Annotated in this window: 14 protein-coding genes and 1 pseudogene; 6 read left to right on the forward strand and 9 right to left on the reverse strand. The window is 60.8% G+C overall.

What is annotated here, in order from left to right:
- Positions 1-191: 191 nt before the first annotated feature.
- Positions 192-362, reverse strand: coding sequence for a hypothetical protein (locus B4V06_RS05680; protein WP_498168182.1), 171 nt, complete (start codon positions 360-362; stop codon positions 192-194).
- A 291-nt stretch (positions 363-653) separates the two neighbouring features.
- On the opposite strand from B4V06_RS05680, the gene B4V06_RS05685 reads away from it, so the two are divergent.
- Entirely contained in the window at positions 654-947 is a 294-nt protein-coding gene (locus tag B4V06_RS05685; RefSeq protein ID WP_498168184.1) for a UPF0175 family protein, read from the forward strand.
- 258 nt (positions 948-1,205) lie between these two features.
- Complete coding sequence (locus B4V06_RS05690; RefSeq protein ID WP_498168187.1) at positions 1,206-2,318, forward strand: Fic family protein; 1,113 nt, start codon at positions 1,206-1,208, stop codon at positions 2,316-2,318.
- A gap of 295 nt (positions 2,319-2,613) precedes the next feature.
- On the opposite strand, the gene B4V06_RS05695 is transcribed toward B4V06_RS05690, so the two are convergent.
- Entirely contained in the window at positions 2,614-4,218 is a 1,605-nt protein-coding gene (locus tag B4V06_RS05695; RefSeq protein ID WP_498168657.1) for an ATP-binding protein, read from the reverse strand.
- A 417-nt stretch (positions 4,219-4,635) separates the two neighbouring features.
- Between B4V06_RS05695 and B4V06_RS05700 the strand changes: the two genes are divergently transcribed.
- Both B4V06_RS05700 and B4V06_RS05705 read left to right on the forward strand, forming a co-directional pair.
- Positions 4,636-4,944 (forward strand): DUF433 domain-containing protein, encoded by a 309-nt coding sequence (locus B4V06_RS05700; protein WP_498168190.1) that lies wholly within the window; start codon positions 4,636-4,638, stop codon positions 4,942-4,944.
- The gene (locus tag B4V06_RS05705) at positions 4,944-5,288 is read left to right on the forward strand and encodes a DUF5615 family PIN-like protein (RefSeq protein WP_498168192.1); all 345 of its coding nucleotides are present in this window, start codon (positions 4,944-4,946) and stop codon (positions 5,286-5,288) included. The genes B4V06_RS05700 and B4V06_RS05705 overlap by 1 nt, the downstream gene beginning before the upstream one ends.
- 134 nt (positions 5,289-5,422) lie before the next feature.
- Here the strand turns inward: B4V06_RS05705 and B4V06_RS05710 are convergent, their stop codons facing one another.
- The 4 genes and pseudogenes from B4V06_RS05710 to B4V06_RS05725 all read right to left on the reverse strand — a co-directional run bounded on the left by B4V06_RS05710 (position 5,423) and on the right by B4V06_RS05725 (position 9,198).
- Complete coding sequence (locus B4V06_RS05710) at positions 5,423-6,664, reverse strand: RNA-guided endonuclease InsQ/TnpB family protein (RefSeq protein ID WP_498168195.1); 1,242 nt, start codon at positions 6,662-6,664, stop codon at positions 5,423-5,425.
- A 377-nt stretch (positions 6,665-7,041) separates the two neighbouring features.
- The gene (locus tag B4V06_RS05715; protein ID WP_498168198.1) at positions 7,042-7,569 is read right to left on the reverse strand and encodes a PIN domain-containing protein; all 528 of its coding nucleotides are present in this window, start codon (positions 7,567-7,569) and stop codon (positions 7,042-7,044) included.
- A gap of 11 nt (positions 7,570-7,580) precedes the next feature.
- The gene (locus B4V06_RS05720; RefSeq protein WP_498168200.1) at positions 7,581-8,162 is read right to left on the reverse strand and encodes a DUF7437 domain-containing protein; all 582 of its coding nucleotides are present in this window, start codon (positions 8,160-8,162) and stop codon (positions 7,581-7,583) included.
- Positions 8,163-8,256: 94 nt separating this feature from the next.
- Positions 8,257-9,198: pseudogene (locus B4V06_RS05725) on the reverse strand (DUF955 domain-containing protein).
- Between the two features lie 183 nt (positions 9,199-9,381).
- On the opposite strand from B4V06_RS05725, the gene B4V06_RS05730 reads away from it, so the two are divergent.
- Positions 9,382-12,921, forward strand: a complete 3,540-nt coding sequence (locus B4V06_RS05730) for a type IV secretory system conjugative DNA transfer family protein (RefSeq protein WP_498168202.1) — start codon at positions 9,382-9,384, stop codon at positions 12,919-12,921.
- Here B4V06_RS05730 and B4V06_RS05735 read toward each other — a convergent pair.
- The gene (locus tag B4V06_RS05735; RefSeq protein ID WP_498168205.1) at positions 12,906-13,481 is read right to left on the reverse strand and encodes a DUF8170 family protein; all 576 of its coding nucleotides are present in this window, start codon (positions 13,479-13,481) and stop codon (positions 12,906-12,908) included. The two genes, B4V06_RS05730 and B4V06_RS05735, sit on opposite strands and share 16 nt — an antisense overlap.
- A gap of 132 nt (positions 13,482-13,613) precedes the next feature.
- Between B4V06_RS05735 and B4V06_RS05740 the strand changes: the two genes are divergently transcribed.
- Positions 13,614-14,051: an ArsR family transcriptional regulator gene (locus B4V06_RS05740; protein ID WP_498168207.1), complete on the forward strand. Its 438-nt coding sequence runs from the start codon at positions 13,614-13,616 to the stop codon at positions 14,049-14,051.
- On the opposite strand, the gene B4V06_RS05745 is transcribed toward B4V06_RS05740, so the two are convergent.
- The gene (locus B4V06_RS05745; protein ID WP_498168209.1) at positions 14,052-14,558 is read right to left on the reverse strand and encodes a PIN domain-containing protein; all 507 of its coding nucleotides are present in this window, start codon (positions 14,556-14,558) and stop codon (positions 14,052-14,054) included.
- Between the two features lie 8 nt (positions 14,559-14,566).
- Entirely contained in the window at positions 14,567-14,923 is a 357-nt protein-coding gene (locus B4V06_RS05750; protein ID WP_498168212.1) for a UPF0175 family protein, read from the reverse strand.
- Positions 14,924-14,930: the final 7 nt, after the last annotated feature.

Below are 14,930 nucleotides of genomic sequence, written 5' to 3' on the forward strand. Positions count from 1 at the left end.
GATGCGAGATTACGACTCCTTGAGCAACGAGCGGGCCCGTTGTACGTAGCTGGTCGTGTCCCAACTGCGAGCAGCGCTCATCTCGTCGAGAAGCCTCAGTGTATCGGTCGCTGCCAGCTGATCAGGGCAAACGAGAACTGACGCACCGTCGGCGTCGTGATCAGCAGCGCTGACACCTGTCTGTAGAGCGCTCACTCGTCTTCGAGCGCTGCATAAATCTCCGCGTGGCGGCGCCCGTCAAGCTTCCCCATCTCAAGGGCGATCTCGCGATGTTCGGTGTCGCTCTCGGCTGCCTGATACCGCTCGTACAGCTGGCGAACCTCGTCGTCGACCGCCGTCGAGGAATCGGTACTGGGCGTCATTATGTGTACAGTATGAGCCAATATTCCTAGTTCTTGCCGTGTGTACGATGTCGGATTCCCTCTCCCGGCTTCAGCCTTGGGTTCCTCCGTGTTCCTCTGTGAGCCTCGATAGCTGCTACTCAAGACTCGGCGGCAACACAAAGTTGTTACTCTGACGACAGAACGCTCTCTGTGGGCCACACATGCTACGATCGCGACTAACCGTGATCGGATCTGACTTTATGTTACTAAAATATCCATAAAAATATATCATTACATCTATCACGTAATGTAACGGAGTGTATTGTAACGATGAAAACCGTCACGACTCGGATCCCTGAAGATGACGAGGAGGCGTTATCTGAGCTTGAAGAAGAGCTCACCGCAGACCGATCAGAGGTGCTTCGGCGTCTTATCCGAGAGGGACTCACACACTGGCGGAAACAGAAGGCTCTGGATCAGCTTCGAGACCACAACATTACGCTCCGTCGTGCAGCTGAACTGGCTGAGATCCCGTACGTTGAGATGCTGTCACTCGCCGCTGAGGAAGGCATCGAGACCGGCTACACAACTGACGATCTTGAACGCGACCTCGATCGCATCTGATGGTTGTTGTCGATTCGTCGGCGTTGATTCCGCTCGCATGGGTTGGTCGTCTCGATCTGATCGCGACAACCGGTGCTAACGTGAGCCTCGATCGCTGCTACTAGGATAGCCACCCTCGCTTACATCTATCTTAGAACACTGGATGGGTGATTTTGGATAGACAAACAGCGAAATCGTTATCTATATTGGCGTAAGGACGTATTATGAATAACAATGCGACCTGAAGATTTTGCTGGGTCCCCTCCCGGTGAGGTTGAGATGGTTGATGGCATCTTTACCTTTAGTCCGGACCCACTCCCCCCAGATCTCGACGCGACTCATGAGCTCCTTACTGAGAATGGGAACGCGATGTACGCCGTGGGCCAGCTTTCTGACCTTGACACATGGCTTGATTCGCCCGAAGTCATTTTGAGTCCACTCATCCACCGCGAGGCTGTCGATTCCTCGAACATCGAGACGACGACCCGGCTCACTCTTTCAGACATCTACCGACGAGAAGCTGGTGAACAGCCTGGCCAGACCGAAACAGAACGCGCTGACATCGCGGAGGCTCAAAATTACGTTGAGGCGATCACAACTGGTATTCAAGCCCTCCGAGGGGGTGCTGAGCTGGATCGGGACTTACTCTGCCGGCTCCACGAACTACTACTGCAGGGGGCCCGTGGTGAACAAAAGAATCCTGGTGAGCTTCGCGAGGATCTCGTGGGTATTGACGAACCGGGAACGCCGCTTAATGAGGCACGATTTGTCCCGACACCCCCGGCGAGCATTCCATACGCACTGCGGAGTCTGCTCCAATATATCCGATCCGGGCCGACATACGCCCCGCTCATAGATCTGGCGTTGATTCATTATCAGTTCGAGACGATCCATCCATTTCAGGACGGAAACGGGCGACTCGGTCGCCTGCTAGTGATGCTGGCTCTCTACAAATGGGATCTGTTGCCCGGCCCCTACCTCTACCCGTCGTCGTACTTCAACGCGAACCGTGATGCCTATCTCGACAGGCTGCTGGCGGTGAGCCGTGACGGGGCCTGGACAGACTGGGTCTCGTTTTTTGTACACGCCATCGCCGAACAGGGCCACGAAGCATACACGGTCGCACGCGACCTCTTAGCGCTGCGTGACAGCTATCGGGAGCAGTATCAAGGCCAGGGCGTCGTCATCCACGAACTCATCGATTTCATTATCGAGCAGCCGTATCTCACGGAGCCGCAGACAGTGGAAGCCCTCGATCGGTCACAACCGGCTGTCAACCAAGCTATCCGGCAGCTATGGGACGACGATATCCTGCGTGAAACGACCGGCCAGCAGCGAAACCGCCGGTATGAGGCGACTGATGTGCTTGCAATCGTCGAACCATACAATTAACAGGTACGCGACAGATCGCGGTCTGCAGGCAACACGCGGCGACGAGCGCGACCGCCGCCCTCACACCGTGGACACTCCTCGTAGGTCCCATTACTGACTCTGTGGGTCCACTCGTCCACAGCGTTCGCAGGCGACGAGCCGCCCCCGTGGTGTGGCATACTGTGCTTGTGCTGCCGGTGGATGCGGACACGATCCCCACGTCGACCGATTGAGCACGCGAGCGGTGCGACCGAACACGAACATCACTAGCCGTTTGAACATGGCTCCCACCCGTTGGGAGCCACACAACTCTCTCCTAGCTGAGCGTCACTCCCCGTTCGTTGAATACCGGCTGGAACCCGCGATCGTGAACGGCGGTCACCAACTCGGCGTACGCCGTCCGCACCTCCGGATCCTCAACGAGGTCGCGAAACCGACTCTCAAAGCGCCGTCCATGCGCGGGGCGGCGCTTGTCCGACCGATCATGGGCTGCCTCGTGGCACACCGTGAGAAACAGATCGTGGGTCCACACGGCGCGTTTCGTGTGTGTCACCGCTGAATCGGTCAGCACGATCCGCGTCCGCCCGTCCGTCCATGCGTCAGCGGTCGCTTCGCCCCAGCAAATTGTGCGGTCGATTCCGATCGCCTCAGCGAGCGCTCGCGCGAACAGGAGGTAGCGTGCCTGTCGCGTCGAGAGGTCGGTGTCTGCCAGCCGACGATACCCCTGCCAGACGCCGGCTTCTTCCGCCCGCGCTGCGACGTCGAACCGCGATGGGAGCGCGACGTCGGTCTCAGAATCGCGTGCTGCCGCCGCCAGTCGCTTGGTGGCTAGATCGGTCGTATCGAGGATGATGGCCCCGCGCTCGACGAGCGCATCGCCGCCGTGACTGGCGCCCTCTTGACACGCGATCTGTGGGGCGGCCTGGATCCGTGCGAGACTCACCGGCGTTTCTGTCACCAGCTGGAAGAGATCGCGATCCCGCCAGCGCTCCCGCAGCGTCTCGTCGCTGACCAGGAGTTCGGCCATCTTGGCGCGTGTCTGGCTGTCGAGCTGGTCATCGTTCACTTGGTCGTATAGGTCGCAACGAGCGTCAGCGATCGTCTCCTGAATTCGGCCCCAGCGGTCACACCCCGATTGAATCGCCGTCCGGCCGAAGTTGAGCGTCAGATTCCCCTTCGAGACGACGACGCCACCCACGCCGACGTCGTGATCCGTGGTGACAAAGAGTCCGTTGCTGTACACAGCCAGTCCGTCCTCGGGCGCCTGCTCAAGGGCCAGATACGCGTCCTTGGTCTCACGCGTTACGGACACTCGACTGTCGGCGACTACCTCAAATGGATGCCCGCGATCCACGGGTTCGCCGTTGACGATGACCGCAACGTCCGTTTGGAAGGTGAGATACGCGAACCGCTCGCGGAGCCGCTCGACGATCCGGCGCCACCGGTAGCTCTCGGGATCGGGCACCTCACCCGCATAGTGGTCGATGCTCACGCAGACGCCGTCGAAGGCGTGCTCGGTCTCGACGACGACCCCCTCACGGCCAGCCACGTCTGCGACGGGCCCTGTCGCCCGCTGATCCTGATAGTCGAAACAGAGCGCGTGCTGGCCACTCCAGATGCGCACCGCACCCTTCGCGATGATCGCACCCGTCCCAATCCCCCACTCGCCGAGCGTGGTGTCGTCCGCCCGGGCTTTCGTCCCGGCACCAAGCACGGAGAGACCCCGCGTTCCCTCGTCACTCCCCAAATCAACGCCCGCGCCGTCATCACAGACGACAGTGCGCTCGGGCGTGACGCTCACCAAGACGCGTGTGGAGCCGGGACTGTCAACCCCGTTCTGGACGGCCTCACGGATCGCGTCCGTGAGATCCGCCATCTGATCTTCGATCAGATACTGTGCGACCTGATCGGCCGTGGTCATTTCGACCGTCTCGGTACGCCGCGTCTCGATCCCGGACTGATCCGGGGACGATGACTGCTTGGACATGGTGTCCACCCCTTCAGGGCACCCCACAAACCGACACTGGAAGCCGAGCCAGCCAGTAGACCACGAGGGCGACACCCCGGTGTCGGAGCCGTAGGATTGGTGGGAGAGACTCTGTTGAAATCCTATTCTTCAGATATATGATCTCCGAAACAGCCAGTCGTTGAAGAGTGCGTACTGCTCGCTTCGCTCGCAGTTTCTATCGCTGTGGTCTATCCGAGAGGCGCTCGTCTTTCTGCAGACGAACGCACTACGTACCAAGCGAGCGGTACGTGAGCCATCGCCTCCAAAGTATCCGCGGCTGACTGCCTGAACCGGCAAAGACTGAAGGCCACTGCGATGGTATTCACCACTATGTCAAAGCAGATGAACACCGTCGTCTCAGGTGACGAGTCGGATATTCACAACGAGCCTCACATTCGAGACCGGCGAATCACCGTGAGCCATATCCACGCGCTGGTCGAAGAGCGCGATCTTGACGCACGGACGGTTGCGGACCGCTTTGACCTCACTCCGTCGGACGTCTACCACGCACTGGCGTACTATCACGACCACCCCGAAGAGATGCGGGCGGTCAAAGAACGCCGTCGAGAGCTTCACGAAGCCGCAAAAGACGACCCGAGCATCATCACCGGCCCCGAGGATCTGCCAGAATCGTCGTGATGGAGGTGTCGTTTCTGCTTGACGAGAACATCGCGGCTCCACTAGCTGACAAACTCGACAAAGCAGGCCACGACGTAGAGCGTGTCGTCGACGTGAGCGAATTGGGAGAAGGCGTCGACGACACCACAATTCGTCTGTACGCCGTCCAAGAGGGGCATCTTATTGTCACCAGCGACGACGACTTTGTCCAGATGCCGGCAGACTCTCACGGTGGGGTATTTTACGTCCCCAACCAGTCGCTCCCCTCGCACGAACTCTACCATATCATCCAGCGAGTTATCGAAGCGTTCCCCAACCGAGAGGCGATGGACACAGTGACGTACATTACTACCGACTGGCTGTGAATTACAGAGGAACGCGGAGGCAGCCCCCGGCTTCAGCCGTGGGCGGAATCCGACAATTCTCATAACAACCTACGAGCGAAAGCAACTTGACTCCCCACACGAATCTTTATGATTAATCAGTGAACTACCCAAGCCTACTCGCTCACGGCTGACGCCGTTCGCTCCTTGAGGGTAGGGCTTCCTGCTTCCAAGACGCGCTTTGCAGACACGGAGGTGTCCACAGGGAGCCCAGTCTCCACAGGCGTTGATTCGGAGTATCCCACTCCTACTTTTTCGAGGCCGCGAGAAAGAATGTTCCACGCCGCGTTCGCGTCCCTGTCCGCCTCGAACTCGCAGGCGGGACAGGAATGTTCACGGACCCATAGTGGCTTCTCCGTCGAAACGCCGCACGCCGCGCATTCTTTCGTCGTCCCTCTCGGGTTCACCGCCACGAAGTGCGTCCCCTCTCGTTCGCACTTGTAGTCGAGCAACGAGAGGAACGTTCCCCACGCTGCCGACGCCGTGTTGCGGCTGTTCGACGCTGATTCGAGCATTCCCTTCACGTTCAGGTCTTCGACGGCTACGAGGTCGTACTCCCGAGCGTAGTATGCCGAGAGTTTGTGCAAGAAGTCGCGGCGCTTCCGTCGAAGATCGGCGTGACACTCCGCGACCCGTTGCCGTTGCGTCTCCCAGTTGTTCGACCCGTGTTCTTTCCGTGAGAGGGACCGCTGTTCGCGTTCCAGTCGCTCCTGTTCGGCGGAGAGATCGAGCGACCCGACTGCCGTACCGTCGGTGTCGTGGGCGTACGTGAGAATCCCCACGTCGATACCGACGCACCGCTCGGGATTCTCAGGCGGTTCCGGGGGTTCGTGATCCATTTCGACGCCGAAGGTGGCGAACCACTCGCCTGTCGGTTCCTTCTTGAGCGTGACCTGTTTAATCGTCGCGTTGTCGGGGATGGCACGATGGAGCCGAATCGGGATGTCTCCGAGTTTCGAGAGTGACAGCACAGTCTGACCGCCCTTCTTGTCGAGCTTGAAGCCAGACTGGCTGTACGTGAAACTCCGGAACTCCCGTGGCGGCTTCCACTTGAGTTGACCGACACCGTAGCCGTTCTCCTTGAGTTTGGAGAGGCTCTTGAGGTTGTGAAACAGACGTTCCACAACGGTTTGGAGGACTTTCGAGTACACGTCGGAGAGGCCGTCCCACCACTGCTTGAGGTCGGGAAGTTCCGACCGCAGGGTGGTCATGGATGGCAGTTCGCCGTGGTCGTCTTGGTACTCGTTGAGACGGTAGCGCGTGTGGTTGTAGAGTTGCCGACAAATATCGCGGTGGCGGTCTAACTCCTCGCGGTGGGCGTCGGACGGCTTAAGACGATACTTGTAGGCGTAGTACATTACGCTATTCTCGTTCCTCAATAAGTTCGTCCAATTGCTCTCGGACGAACGACGAGAGGTTGAGGTGTTGGTCCTCAATCCACTCGTCTTGGTCCTCTCGAATGGTGATTGTCTTCCGTTTCACCGTAATGCACGCTATGCACACTACACGTATAACAGCTTTGGTAAACGTGGGCCTGTGGGCCTGCGACAGAATAGTGTACGAACAGGCGATGACGGCGCTGTATCCCCTCCCTATTCGCTCCCTACGGTCGCTCGTTGAGGAAGAGGGCTTAGCGCCTATCTTCAGGTAAAAACCGAGGGGCCCTGTTGAATTCCTGTTCTTCAGAGACATTCCACTCCGAACCGGCTGGTTTCTGAAAAACGCTGCTTGACCGTCACGTGATATCGTCGATCAACTCAAACCCGTTTTTGAATCGCACACGATTCTCGAACCCGTGGGCGTTGAGTGTCACGACGATCGCCTCGCCAGCGTCGATGTCGGTCGTCACGATACAGACCTGGCCGCTTTCCGCTTCGAGCCGTTCAACTGCGGCCGCAGCAAGCGCAGTATCGGCCTTTTCGATCCGATCCTCGCTCCGATTCGAGGACCGAGCGATATACGACCGAACGTCGTCCATCACTCGTGAGACCGTCCCATTCGTGTAATCAGGTTCGTCGGCGACCGTCACCCAACCGGCATCGATAGCGCTGTTGATCGGAGTCTGACCCGGCGTACTTCGCTCCGGCGCACCACCGAGTTCGTCGTAGACTCGCTGCGGAACGACAAACGTGAGGCCGTTCCGTCGAGCAAAGTGTTCGAGAGTCGTGTACTTGTTGTTCTGCTGGCGACCACACGCGATGAACAAGCCTGTATCCGCTATCCACGCCACCGAATCCCGTCCCGGATCGCAAGGCTCACGCATCGCTCTCGTAGTTAGCCTTCGATCGTCGGGTTCTCGGTGGCATCCCGAATCTCGTCGAAGTACGGATCAACCGACTCCATATCGAGGACGACGTCTCGTAGCGCCTGTAACACGGCAATTGCGAACGCGTGTTGAAGGCCGAGTTCTCGGGCCGCAACTCGCTCCGACATGTCTCCGTTAGCGTACGGGATCGCATACGTGAGGGCGGCAGCGAGCTTTCCGAGACCGTCTCTCTCGATGAGGAGATCGAGGTCTTGATCCCGAGGCGATCGGCCGAACGCGTCGATGAGCGTTGGCGTGATCGTATACTCATTCCCCCCGAGATTTGTTGAGAGCGTAATCGGAACTGCCGAATAGGTGTGTGTCTTTTCTGTCTCGTCTCGCGTTAACACCGCAAGCTCAACGAGCGAGCTGGCATCCGAATACGCGGTCGTTCGAGGAATCTCGAGTTCATCAACAATCTCGTCGATCGTGACCGCCTCCTCCCGGAGAACAAAGGTGTAGAGTCGCGCCAGTCGCGGCTCTTCCAGCAGCTGTGCAACTGACAGCAGACCGTTGACAGCGCGTTCGGGGTCTCCAGCTGCCTTCGACATATAATTCATAATTCGTGTATTAGATAATAGTGTTTGGGGTTGCCAACTCGGACGAGATATTCCGGACACTCTGTATTGACTTCCCAAACACTGTCTACGCATCACCAATCGGATCGCTCTGTTCAGCGATCCCGTTGATCACCGTCGTGCTCGTTTCCCGAATCCGCTCACATCGCTCGAAGAGCTGATCCGCGTCGTCGTCGCTCCATGCGGCGAGATACAACGCTGACCCGTCCATCTCCAAGCCTCAGTGCCGGCCGACAACGTATGCGACCGCCTCGGCCTCGAGCTCGCGTGCTTCGCGATCGGCGGTGTCCGCTGGATCATGAAGGAGCGCGTGGGCGTACTCGTGGATGAGCGTCCCCGCCACCGCAGCCGGTGCGGCTTCTCGCACCTGAATGTGGGGCGTCTCGTCGACGTGGCGACAGACACCGTCGGCATCACCGTGCGACCACGCATCAGCACTCACCACATCGACCGTCACACCGAGTGCGTCGGCTGCCGCGAGCAGTCCAGCTAACAGCTCATCAGCTTCACCTTGAGCCGCCGTCTCCAGTTCGGGCAGCGGCTCCCCCTCCGTCTGTGAGACGTCGAACACAGGAACGGGCTTGAATCCGACCACGCCCTCATTCCACTCGTCGGGCGGCGTCTCATCGTACGCGCAGTCGCTGTCGTCGTGGTACGAGGGACTGTTTCCACAGTCGGGACACTGCCGTGAGATCAACGGCGCCCAGATCCAGATCGCCGATTCGCCGTCCTGCACCTGCCGATCGAACTCGTCTTGCCACGTCCGATACCCCGCCACCTTCGTCGCGTCGGGACACTGCAAGGTGATGAGCAGCGTGTTTCGGTGCGAGTAGTCATGAAATCGGCTCTGGACGTCGAGCCACCGCTGGAACTGCTCGCTGGCCCGGGCCTCATCGACGGCGTCGACAAGCTCGCTGAGCCACTGATCAATCGCCTGATCCATCTGGTCGGCGCGGGCGTCAGCGTCACCAAACGTGACGCGCCCGCTCGGAGAGTGGGATTCGGCCATATGCGCTCCCACCCCTCGGGAGCGCCACAAACCGACAGGCGAGGACACCCGGCCCCACCGAACGACCCGGACTGCGGGAGCCAGTCTGGAGTCGCCGTCACCGAGAAACCAGCACACACAATTTTGATTCAGGTGTGAATCGCCGTAACTTTCTTACTGATGCATGTGAACACAACACATAGTATGGGGCGCACTGCTGACCCCGACACGGCTGATTCCCCGGATCACACCCACCTCCGTATCCGCCCGACGGACACGCCGCTCACGGCTGGGGCCGTCGAGCAGGGGCTTCGACGCCTCCACGGGCTCGGAACGACCCCGAGCTGGCGTGAGCGCCTGTTCGGCAACCCTACCCAGCCCATGATCGAGTGGCGGCTGCACAGCCCTGCCGACGCCGAGGCTGAGCTTGCTCTGTACGTTGGAGGCACGGACGCGCCGATCGACACGCTGCAGGAGGGGTTACGCACAGCCTGTCCAAACGAGTACGAACTCACGCCGGCGACGCCGCCGTCGCTGCCCGACCTCGATGACGACGACGAGCCCACAGCAGAAGACGTCACCGCCGTCGAATGGGTCGGTGACGCGGAGCGACGCGACGACTGGCTCACACAGCTGACGCCGCTGGAAGCGTTTACCGACGACGACAACAACGGCCAACTCCCGCTGGCGGCTGTCGCCGAAACGCTTGCCGACACGGCTGCTGGCGCCACGTTTCAAGCCGTCTTCCAACCGTTTCGCGACTACCGTGGCAAAGTCCAGGATCGCCAACACCAGCTCGAGCACGGCCGGGACACGCCAGCAAGCCGGCTGTTTGAGCTTCTGTTTGGTGATGTGGGGGACGACACAGAAACGGGATCGCGACCCCCCGGGCATGCGACGCGCCGCCGGCAAGAGTCGATCGCCGCCACCGATCCGCAACACGCCTTCATCGTCAACGCACGCTGTCTCGTCTGGGGCGACGCGGCGCCCACCGTTGCCGACCGCATCACCGGGACGCTCACCGCGCTGTCGGGGGAGTTCTACCAAGTTGATGCCAGGATCGCTGATGACCCACACGACGTCGCGGCCGCGATCCGCGACCAGACCGTCTACCCGCCCGAGTACGACACGCTGGTGACGAAACTCCCGTGGACGCGCAACCGCAGCCGTGGGATTATTGCTGACGCGGCAACCGCGCCGGCGTTCGGCATGGTTGATGCCGCCGCACTCACCACCAGCGGCCACCGCGGACTCGCGCCGACCACCAGCGAGCGGACCGCGCTGCCGCCGCCGCCCGCGAGCCAACTTGAGCGCTATCGGGCGGCTGGGCTCACGCTTGGCCAGCCGCTCGACCAGGATGGCGAGCCCAGCGCCGAGCCGGTCGCCGTGCCACCGGCCCTCCAACCATTCCACGTCGCGTGGTTCGGGAAGACGGGCTCGGGCAAATCAACGAGTCTCACCACGGGGATGCTTGCGAATCATGCGGCCACGGACGGCGCAGACATTCTCATCACGCCGAAAGGCGATGACATGGCGACGGCGTATCTGCGCGCTCACTACGCCGAGTACGACACCCTCGAGAACGTCTACTACTTCGACTGTGCGGAGACGCTGCCGGCGCTCTCCTTTTTTGATATCCGCCCGCAGCTCGCGGCCGGGATCGACCGGACGACGGCCGTCGAAGATATCACCGACCATTATATCGAGATTCTGGCCGGGATCATGGGCGACGAGCGGTTCTACCAAGCCGTGCGCTCGCCCGATATCATCCGCCAGCTCGTGAAGGCGCTGTTCGATCCCGTCCACGGCAGCGACGCGTTCGCGCATCGCGAGCTCCAACAGGCGGCCGCCCGCTTTCATGAAACGGGTGAACCCCCAGCTGTCGTGGATGACGAGCTTCAATCGATGCTGTACAACGTCGCCGCCAACAGCCAACAATCGTTTGACGAGCTGCTCCAGGGCGTCCACAACCGCATCGAGAAGATCCCGCTCGACGAACGCGTAGGTCAGCTCTTTGATCACGTCCCCCAGGCGGGCGATCCCCACTTCGATCTGCGCGCGGTGATCGACGAGGATGCGGTCGTCATCATCGACACGGGGGCGCTGCGCACGGCCAGCCAGCAGGCGCTCACCCGGACGGTGCTCTCGAAGCTGTGGACGGCGCTCCAGCGGCGCGCCCAGACCACCGCGTCGGACGACCGTCCCTTGGTCAATCTGTATCTCGAGGAGGCGGCCCAGCTTGTCACCTCGGGGATTATCGACGAGCTGCTCGCGCAGGGCCGCTCATTTGGCTGTAGCGTCACGCTGGCCACACAGTTCCCGGGCCAGCTGCGGGTGCGGGATGAGGCGGCGTACGTGGAGCTGCTCAACAACGTCGCCACCGTCGTCACCGGGAGCGTCCCGGTGGATACGCCGCTGACCAAGCGGCTCGCGACCGCCGATCAGGATCCGGCGGCGATCGGGAATCGGTTGCGCGCGCTCGGTCGCGGCGAGTGGCTGGTGCGGCTCCCGGCGCCGTTCAGTGAGACGCCACCGGCACCGTTTCTGCTCGCGAGCGCGCCGCTCCCACGGGGGCATCCAGACAGCGAGGGGTTCCGGCCGGCCCGCGAGACGGCGGCTGCCGCCCGGATCGATGCGTGTCGCGACCGCACCCGGGCGCAGTACGGGCTTGATGTCCGCACCACCCAAGCGACGACCGGCCCGAGCGACGCTGAGTCGGACGGCGACTCATCCGACGCCGACACGGCCGCCCCGGCACGCATCGATTCGGCGCTGCCGTACACCCAGCGGCTCCCCGATCCCGTGGTGTACGACGACCAGCGGCACGCGCTCGGCTGTACGGCGTGTGAGACGTGGTATGATCCCACGCCGGACGGGCTGCGGGCGGCCATCACCTGTTGTCACGATGCCGATGCGGTCGACCGCGACGACTGTCCCATCTGTGCGTTGCCGCTGAAGCTGTCGTACGCCGAACGCCAGGAGAGTCCCGTGAGCGATGCTGGCCTCCGCTTTCTGCAAGCCGTCTACTCGGCCCACCAAGGCCAGTACGACCCGGACCTTGAGTACGATATCACCCGCGACAGCATGCGTCGGCTCGCCGAGTACGTGGGGATCGACGTCGACGAAATCGATGAGCTGCGGGAGGCGGGCCTCCTCACCCGTGATTGTCGCTACCCACACACGCTGTACACGGTCACTCCAGATGGCCGCGATGCGATCGGCGTGCGCCACCGTGAGGGGGTTGCCCACGGCGCTGGAAAAGGCGATCTGAGCGAGTCGAGTCTGCATGTGGCGATGGTGGAGGTGGGTACAGCACTACTCGAGGCTGAGTACGTCGCCGAGCCGGACTCCGCGGCGGTTCGGGTCGAACAGTACTATGCAGTTCCCGAGGGCCGGCTCGATGCGGCCGCCGTCGACGAGGCCGGCGATGTTGTCGCCGCGCTTGAGGCCGAACGCATCAATCACGACGTCACGCGGGCCGTCCCCGAGGATTACGACAAGCTGGCCGCCCAAGCGCCAGCAGCAGCCATCTGGATCGTCAAAAATCGGGCCGCCGCCCACGAGGTTGTTGCGGCGCTCAACAGGCCGCCAGATGGGGAGCCACGAGTCCAGAAAACCTACGGCGAACAGACGCGGCCCGCCGCGTTCACCATCGATCAGCCGGGACTCACCGACGTCCACACGTTTCAGTCAGTGCGGGATACGCACCTTGACAGAAACGAATCGAATCAATCAATTTCGTAGACGTCAGTCACACAGTCACGAAGTTCCTCGGCGGTTGTCCATGTGTACGCACGGTCCGCGCGCTCCATCGAGAGGAGATAGTGTGCGAACATTCCGTCGTACGCCGCATACTGGTCCTCCTCAGCTTCGTAGCTCCGATAAAACGCCCGTGTCCGATCCCGGTAGGTCGGTTGGTCGATGTAACCTGCTTCCCACGCGTGCCCCCCGTGAGAGTGTTCATATACCCCGACGATATGGTCCGCGTAGCTGACCAGCAGCTTGAACTTCGACGTGAAAAACTCCGAGATATCCAGAATGTCGTCCATGAGGAACGCCTCGACGTCGGCATCTGCATTCGAGGCTGCGGCATCGCATGCAAGCTGGTCGCGAACCGCTTCCAACCGTGGCCGTTCTGTCTCACCGTAGGAGCCGAGTACAAAGTAGGAGGTGGTGTTGATGAACCGTCCCAGGTTCTCGTGCATCGCAGTCTGGATCGACTCGACCCGTTCGGGGGTGAGCGTCTCGCCGGGTTGCTCACCCAAGTTGTCGATGACTGCACGGGTAGCGTCACCGGTGGTCATGCTGGGACCCACACATTCCCGACACCTAACGGTACGGAAAGGCGACCGGAAGTAGAAAATACACGGACGCTGCACACCACTTCGAGTTTCACCGAAATGGTTATCTGACTGGACCACACATAATGAGATATCATGTCCCGGCCCGATGCCGCCTCGTTCACGCCAGCCGAGACGACGGCCGGCCTCGATCCGATCGCAGCGCTGAGTGCCCTTGACGATACGACCCGTGCGAATATTATCGGGACGATTGTCGGCCATCCGGACGGCGCACCATCGAAGAAGGAACTCGACTACTACAACCCGAGCGTCGCGGCGTCGACGCTCACCGGCCATCTCAGCCGGCTCGAAGAGGTGGGGCTGATCGAGGTCATCGAACGGGACCGCGAGGGACTCGCCCGGGGGCAGCCGTACCGGTTCTTTCAGTGTACCGACGCCGCTCGTGCGCTGTTCGACCGGAACAACCTCTTCGAGCCGGCTGCATACCAAGCGCTGTTCGCCGACGTCGAGAAAACAGATGAGATCAAGGCCGCCGAAGCCGTCGACCGCCCACCCGGACGAAGTCGAAAGTGATCACCGATACTCCGAGATGGTTCGGTATGGGACGTAGTAGCCGATCTCGTCGATCCACGTCGACAGCCACCTGTCAGCGGTTGGTTCATCGATTTTTCCGGCGTCAATTGCGGCCAACAGGACGCCAACTGACCCAACAACGGTCACGCCCTGATCTTTCGCAAACGACCGGGCGTCTCCATCATCGGTTAGCAGTCGACCGTTGCGTGCGTCTGCGAGGGCGAACGCCTGTGCTTCACCGGGATCAAGATGACCACTAACAACACGTTCTCTATTTGCGACTGTATCCGAGACCGCCGCGACTGGAATCTCGTCGTCGAGCGTATCGAGTGCTAACTGGAGATATGGATGGTCATCAACGCCGTATTCGAGTTCCTCGCGAACGACCGGCACGGTACAGATCTCAGTGAGAGCTGAGATCACCCACAATTGGTTAATGTAGGCAAAATTCGAGAGGACAGTCGTGTTGAGAACGCTCGGATTCGCTGGAATACTGTCACCCGGCATTTCCCAGGTTACTCCGTATTATCCGAGTCTTCATCATCGAATTCGAGTTCGCGTGCTGCCGCTACCTCCTCGGCTACGTCGTCGTCGTTACCGAGTCCGAGGCGGAGTTCAACGTCGTGCTCACGGAGGATCTCACGCATCGTCCACCGGTCAACAGCAGCAAGTCTCGCAGCATCACCCAGTGTAATGCGTTCACGTTCGTAGAGCGCAACTGCAGCCGCAATACGCTCGTTTTCGTGGTCCTCAAAGTATTCACGCACAAACTCTCGCAACGCGTCGCTCTTGCCTCCGAACACACCAGCCTCGACAGCACCTTCGATGAGGAGGTCTAGATCGTCTGGATACGAGCCGGTGATTCGCGCCATCGTTCTA

Source organism: Halorubrum sp. B53 (genome assembly GCF_059752395.1).

Bases quoted from the DNA above. Each gene is read 5' to 3' on its own strand.
- B4V06_RS05710 (WP_498168195.1), bottom strand. From the start codon at position 6,664: ATGTACTACGCCTACAAGTATCGTCTTAAGCCGTCCGACGCCCACCGC.
- B4V06_RS05745 (WP_498168209.1), bottom strand. From the start codon at position 14,558: ATGCCGGGTGACAGTATTCCAGCGAATCCGAGCGTTCTCAACACGACT.
- B4V06_RS05735 (WP_498168205.1), bottom strand. From the start codon at position 13,481: ATGACCACCGGTGACGCTACCCGTGCAGTCATCGACAACTTGGGTGAG.
- B4V06_RS05685 (WP_498168184.1), top strand. From the start codon at position 654: ATGAAAACCGTCACGACTCGGATCCCTGAAGATGACGAGGAGGCGTTA.
- B4V06_RS05680 (WP_498168182.1), bottom strand. From the start codon at position 362: ATGACGCCCAGTACCGATTCCTCGACGGCGGTCGACGACGAGGTTCGC.
- B4V06_RS05690 (WP_498168187.1), top strand. From the start codon at position 1,206: ATGGTTGATGGCATCTTTACCTTTAGTCCGGACCCACTCCCCCCAGAT.
- B4V06_RS05695 (WP_498168657.1), bottom strand. From the start codon at position 4,218: ATGACCACGGCCGATCAGGTCGCACAGTATCTGATCGAAGATCAGATG.
- B4V06_RS05730 (WP_498168202.1), top strand. From the start codon at position 9,382: ATGGGGCGCACTGCTGACCCCGACACGGCTGATTCCCCGGATCACACC.
- B4V06_RS05715 (WP_498168198.1), bottom strand. From the start codon at position 7,569: ATGCGTGAGCCTTGCGATCCGGGACGGGATTCGGTGGCGTGGATAGCG.
- B4V06_RS05700 (WP_498168190.1), top strand. From the start codon at position 4,636: ATGTCAAAGCAGATGAACACCGTCGTCTCAGGTGACGAGTCGGATATT.
- B4V06_RS05740 (WP_498168207.1), top strand. From the start codon at position 13,614: ATGTCCCGGCCCGATGCCGCCTCGTTCACGCCAGCCGAGACGACGGCC.
- B4V06_RS05720 (WP_498168200.1), bottom strand. From the start codon at position 8,162: ATGTCGAAGGCAGCTGGAGACCCCGAACGCGCTGTCAACGGTCTGCTG.
- B4V06_RS05705 (WP_498168192.1), top strand. From the start codon at position 4,944: ATGGAGGTGTCGTTTCTGCTTGACGAGAACATCGCGGCTCCACTAGCT.
- B4V06_RS05750 (WP_498168212.1), bottom strand. From the start codon at position 14,923: ATGGCGCGAATCACCGGCTCGTATCCAGACGATCTAGACCTCCTCATC.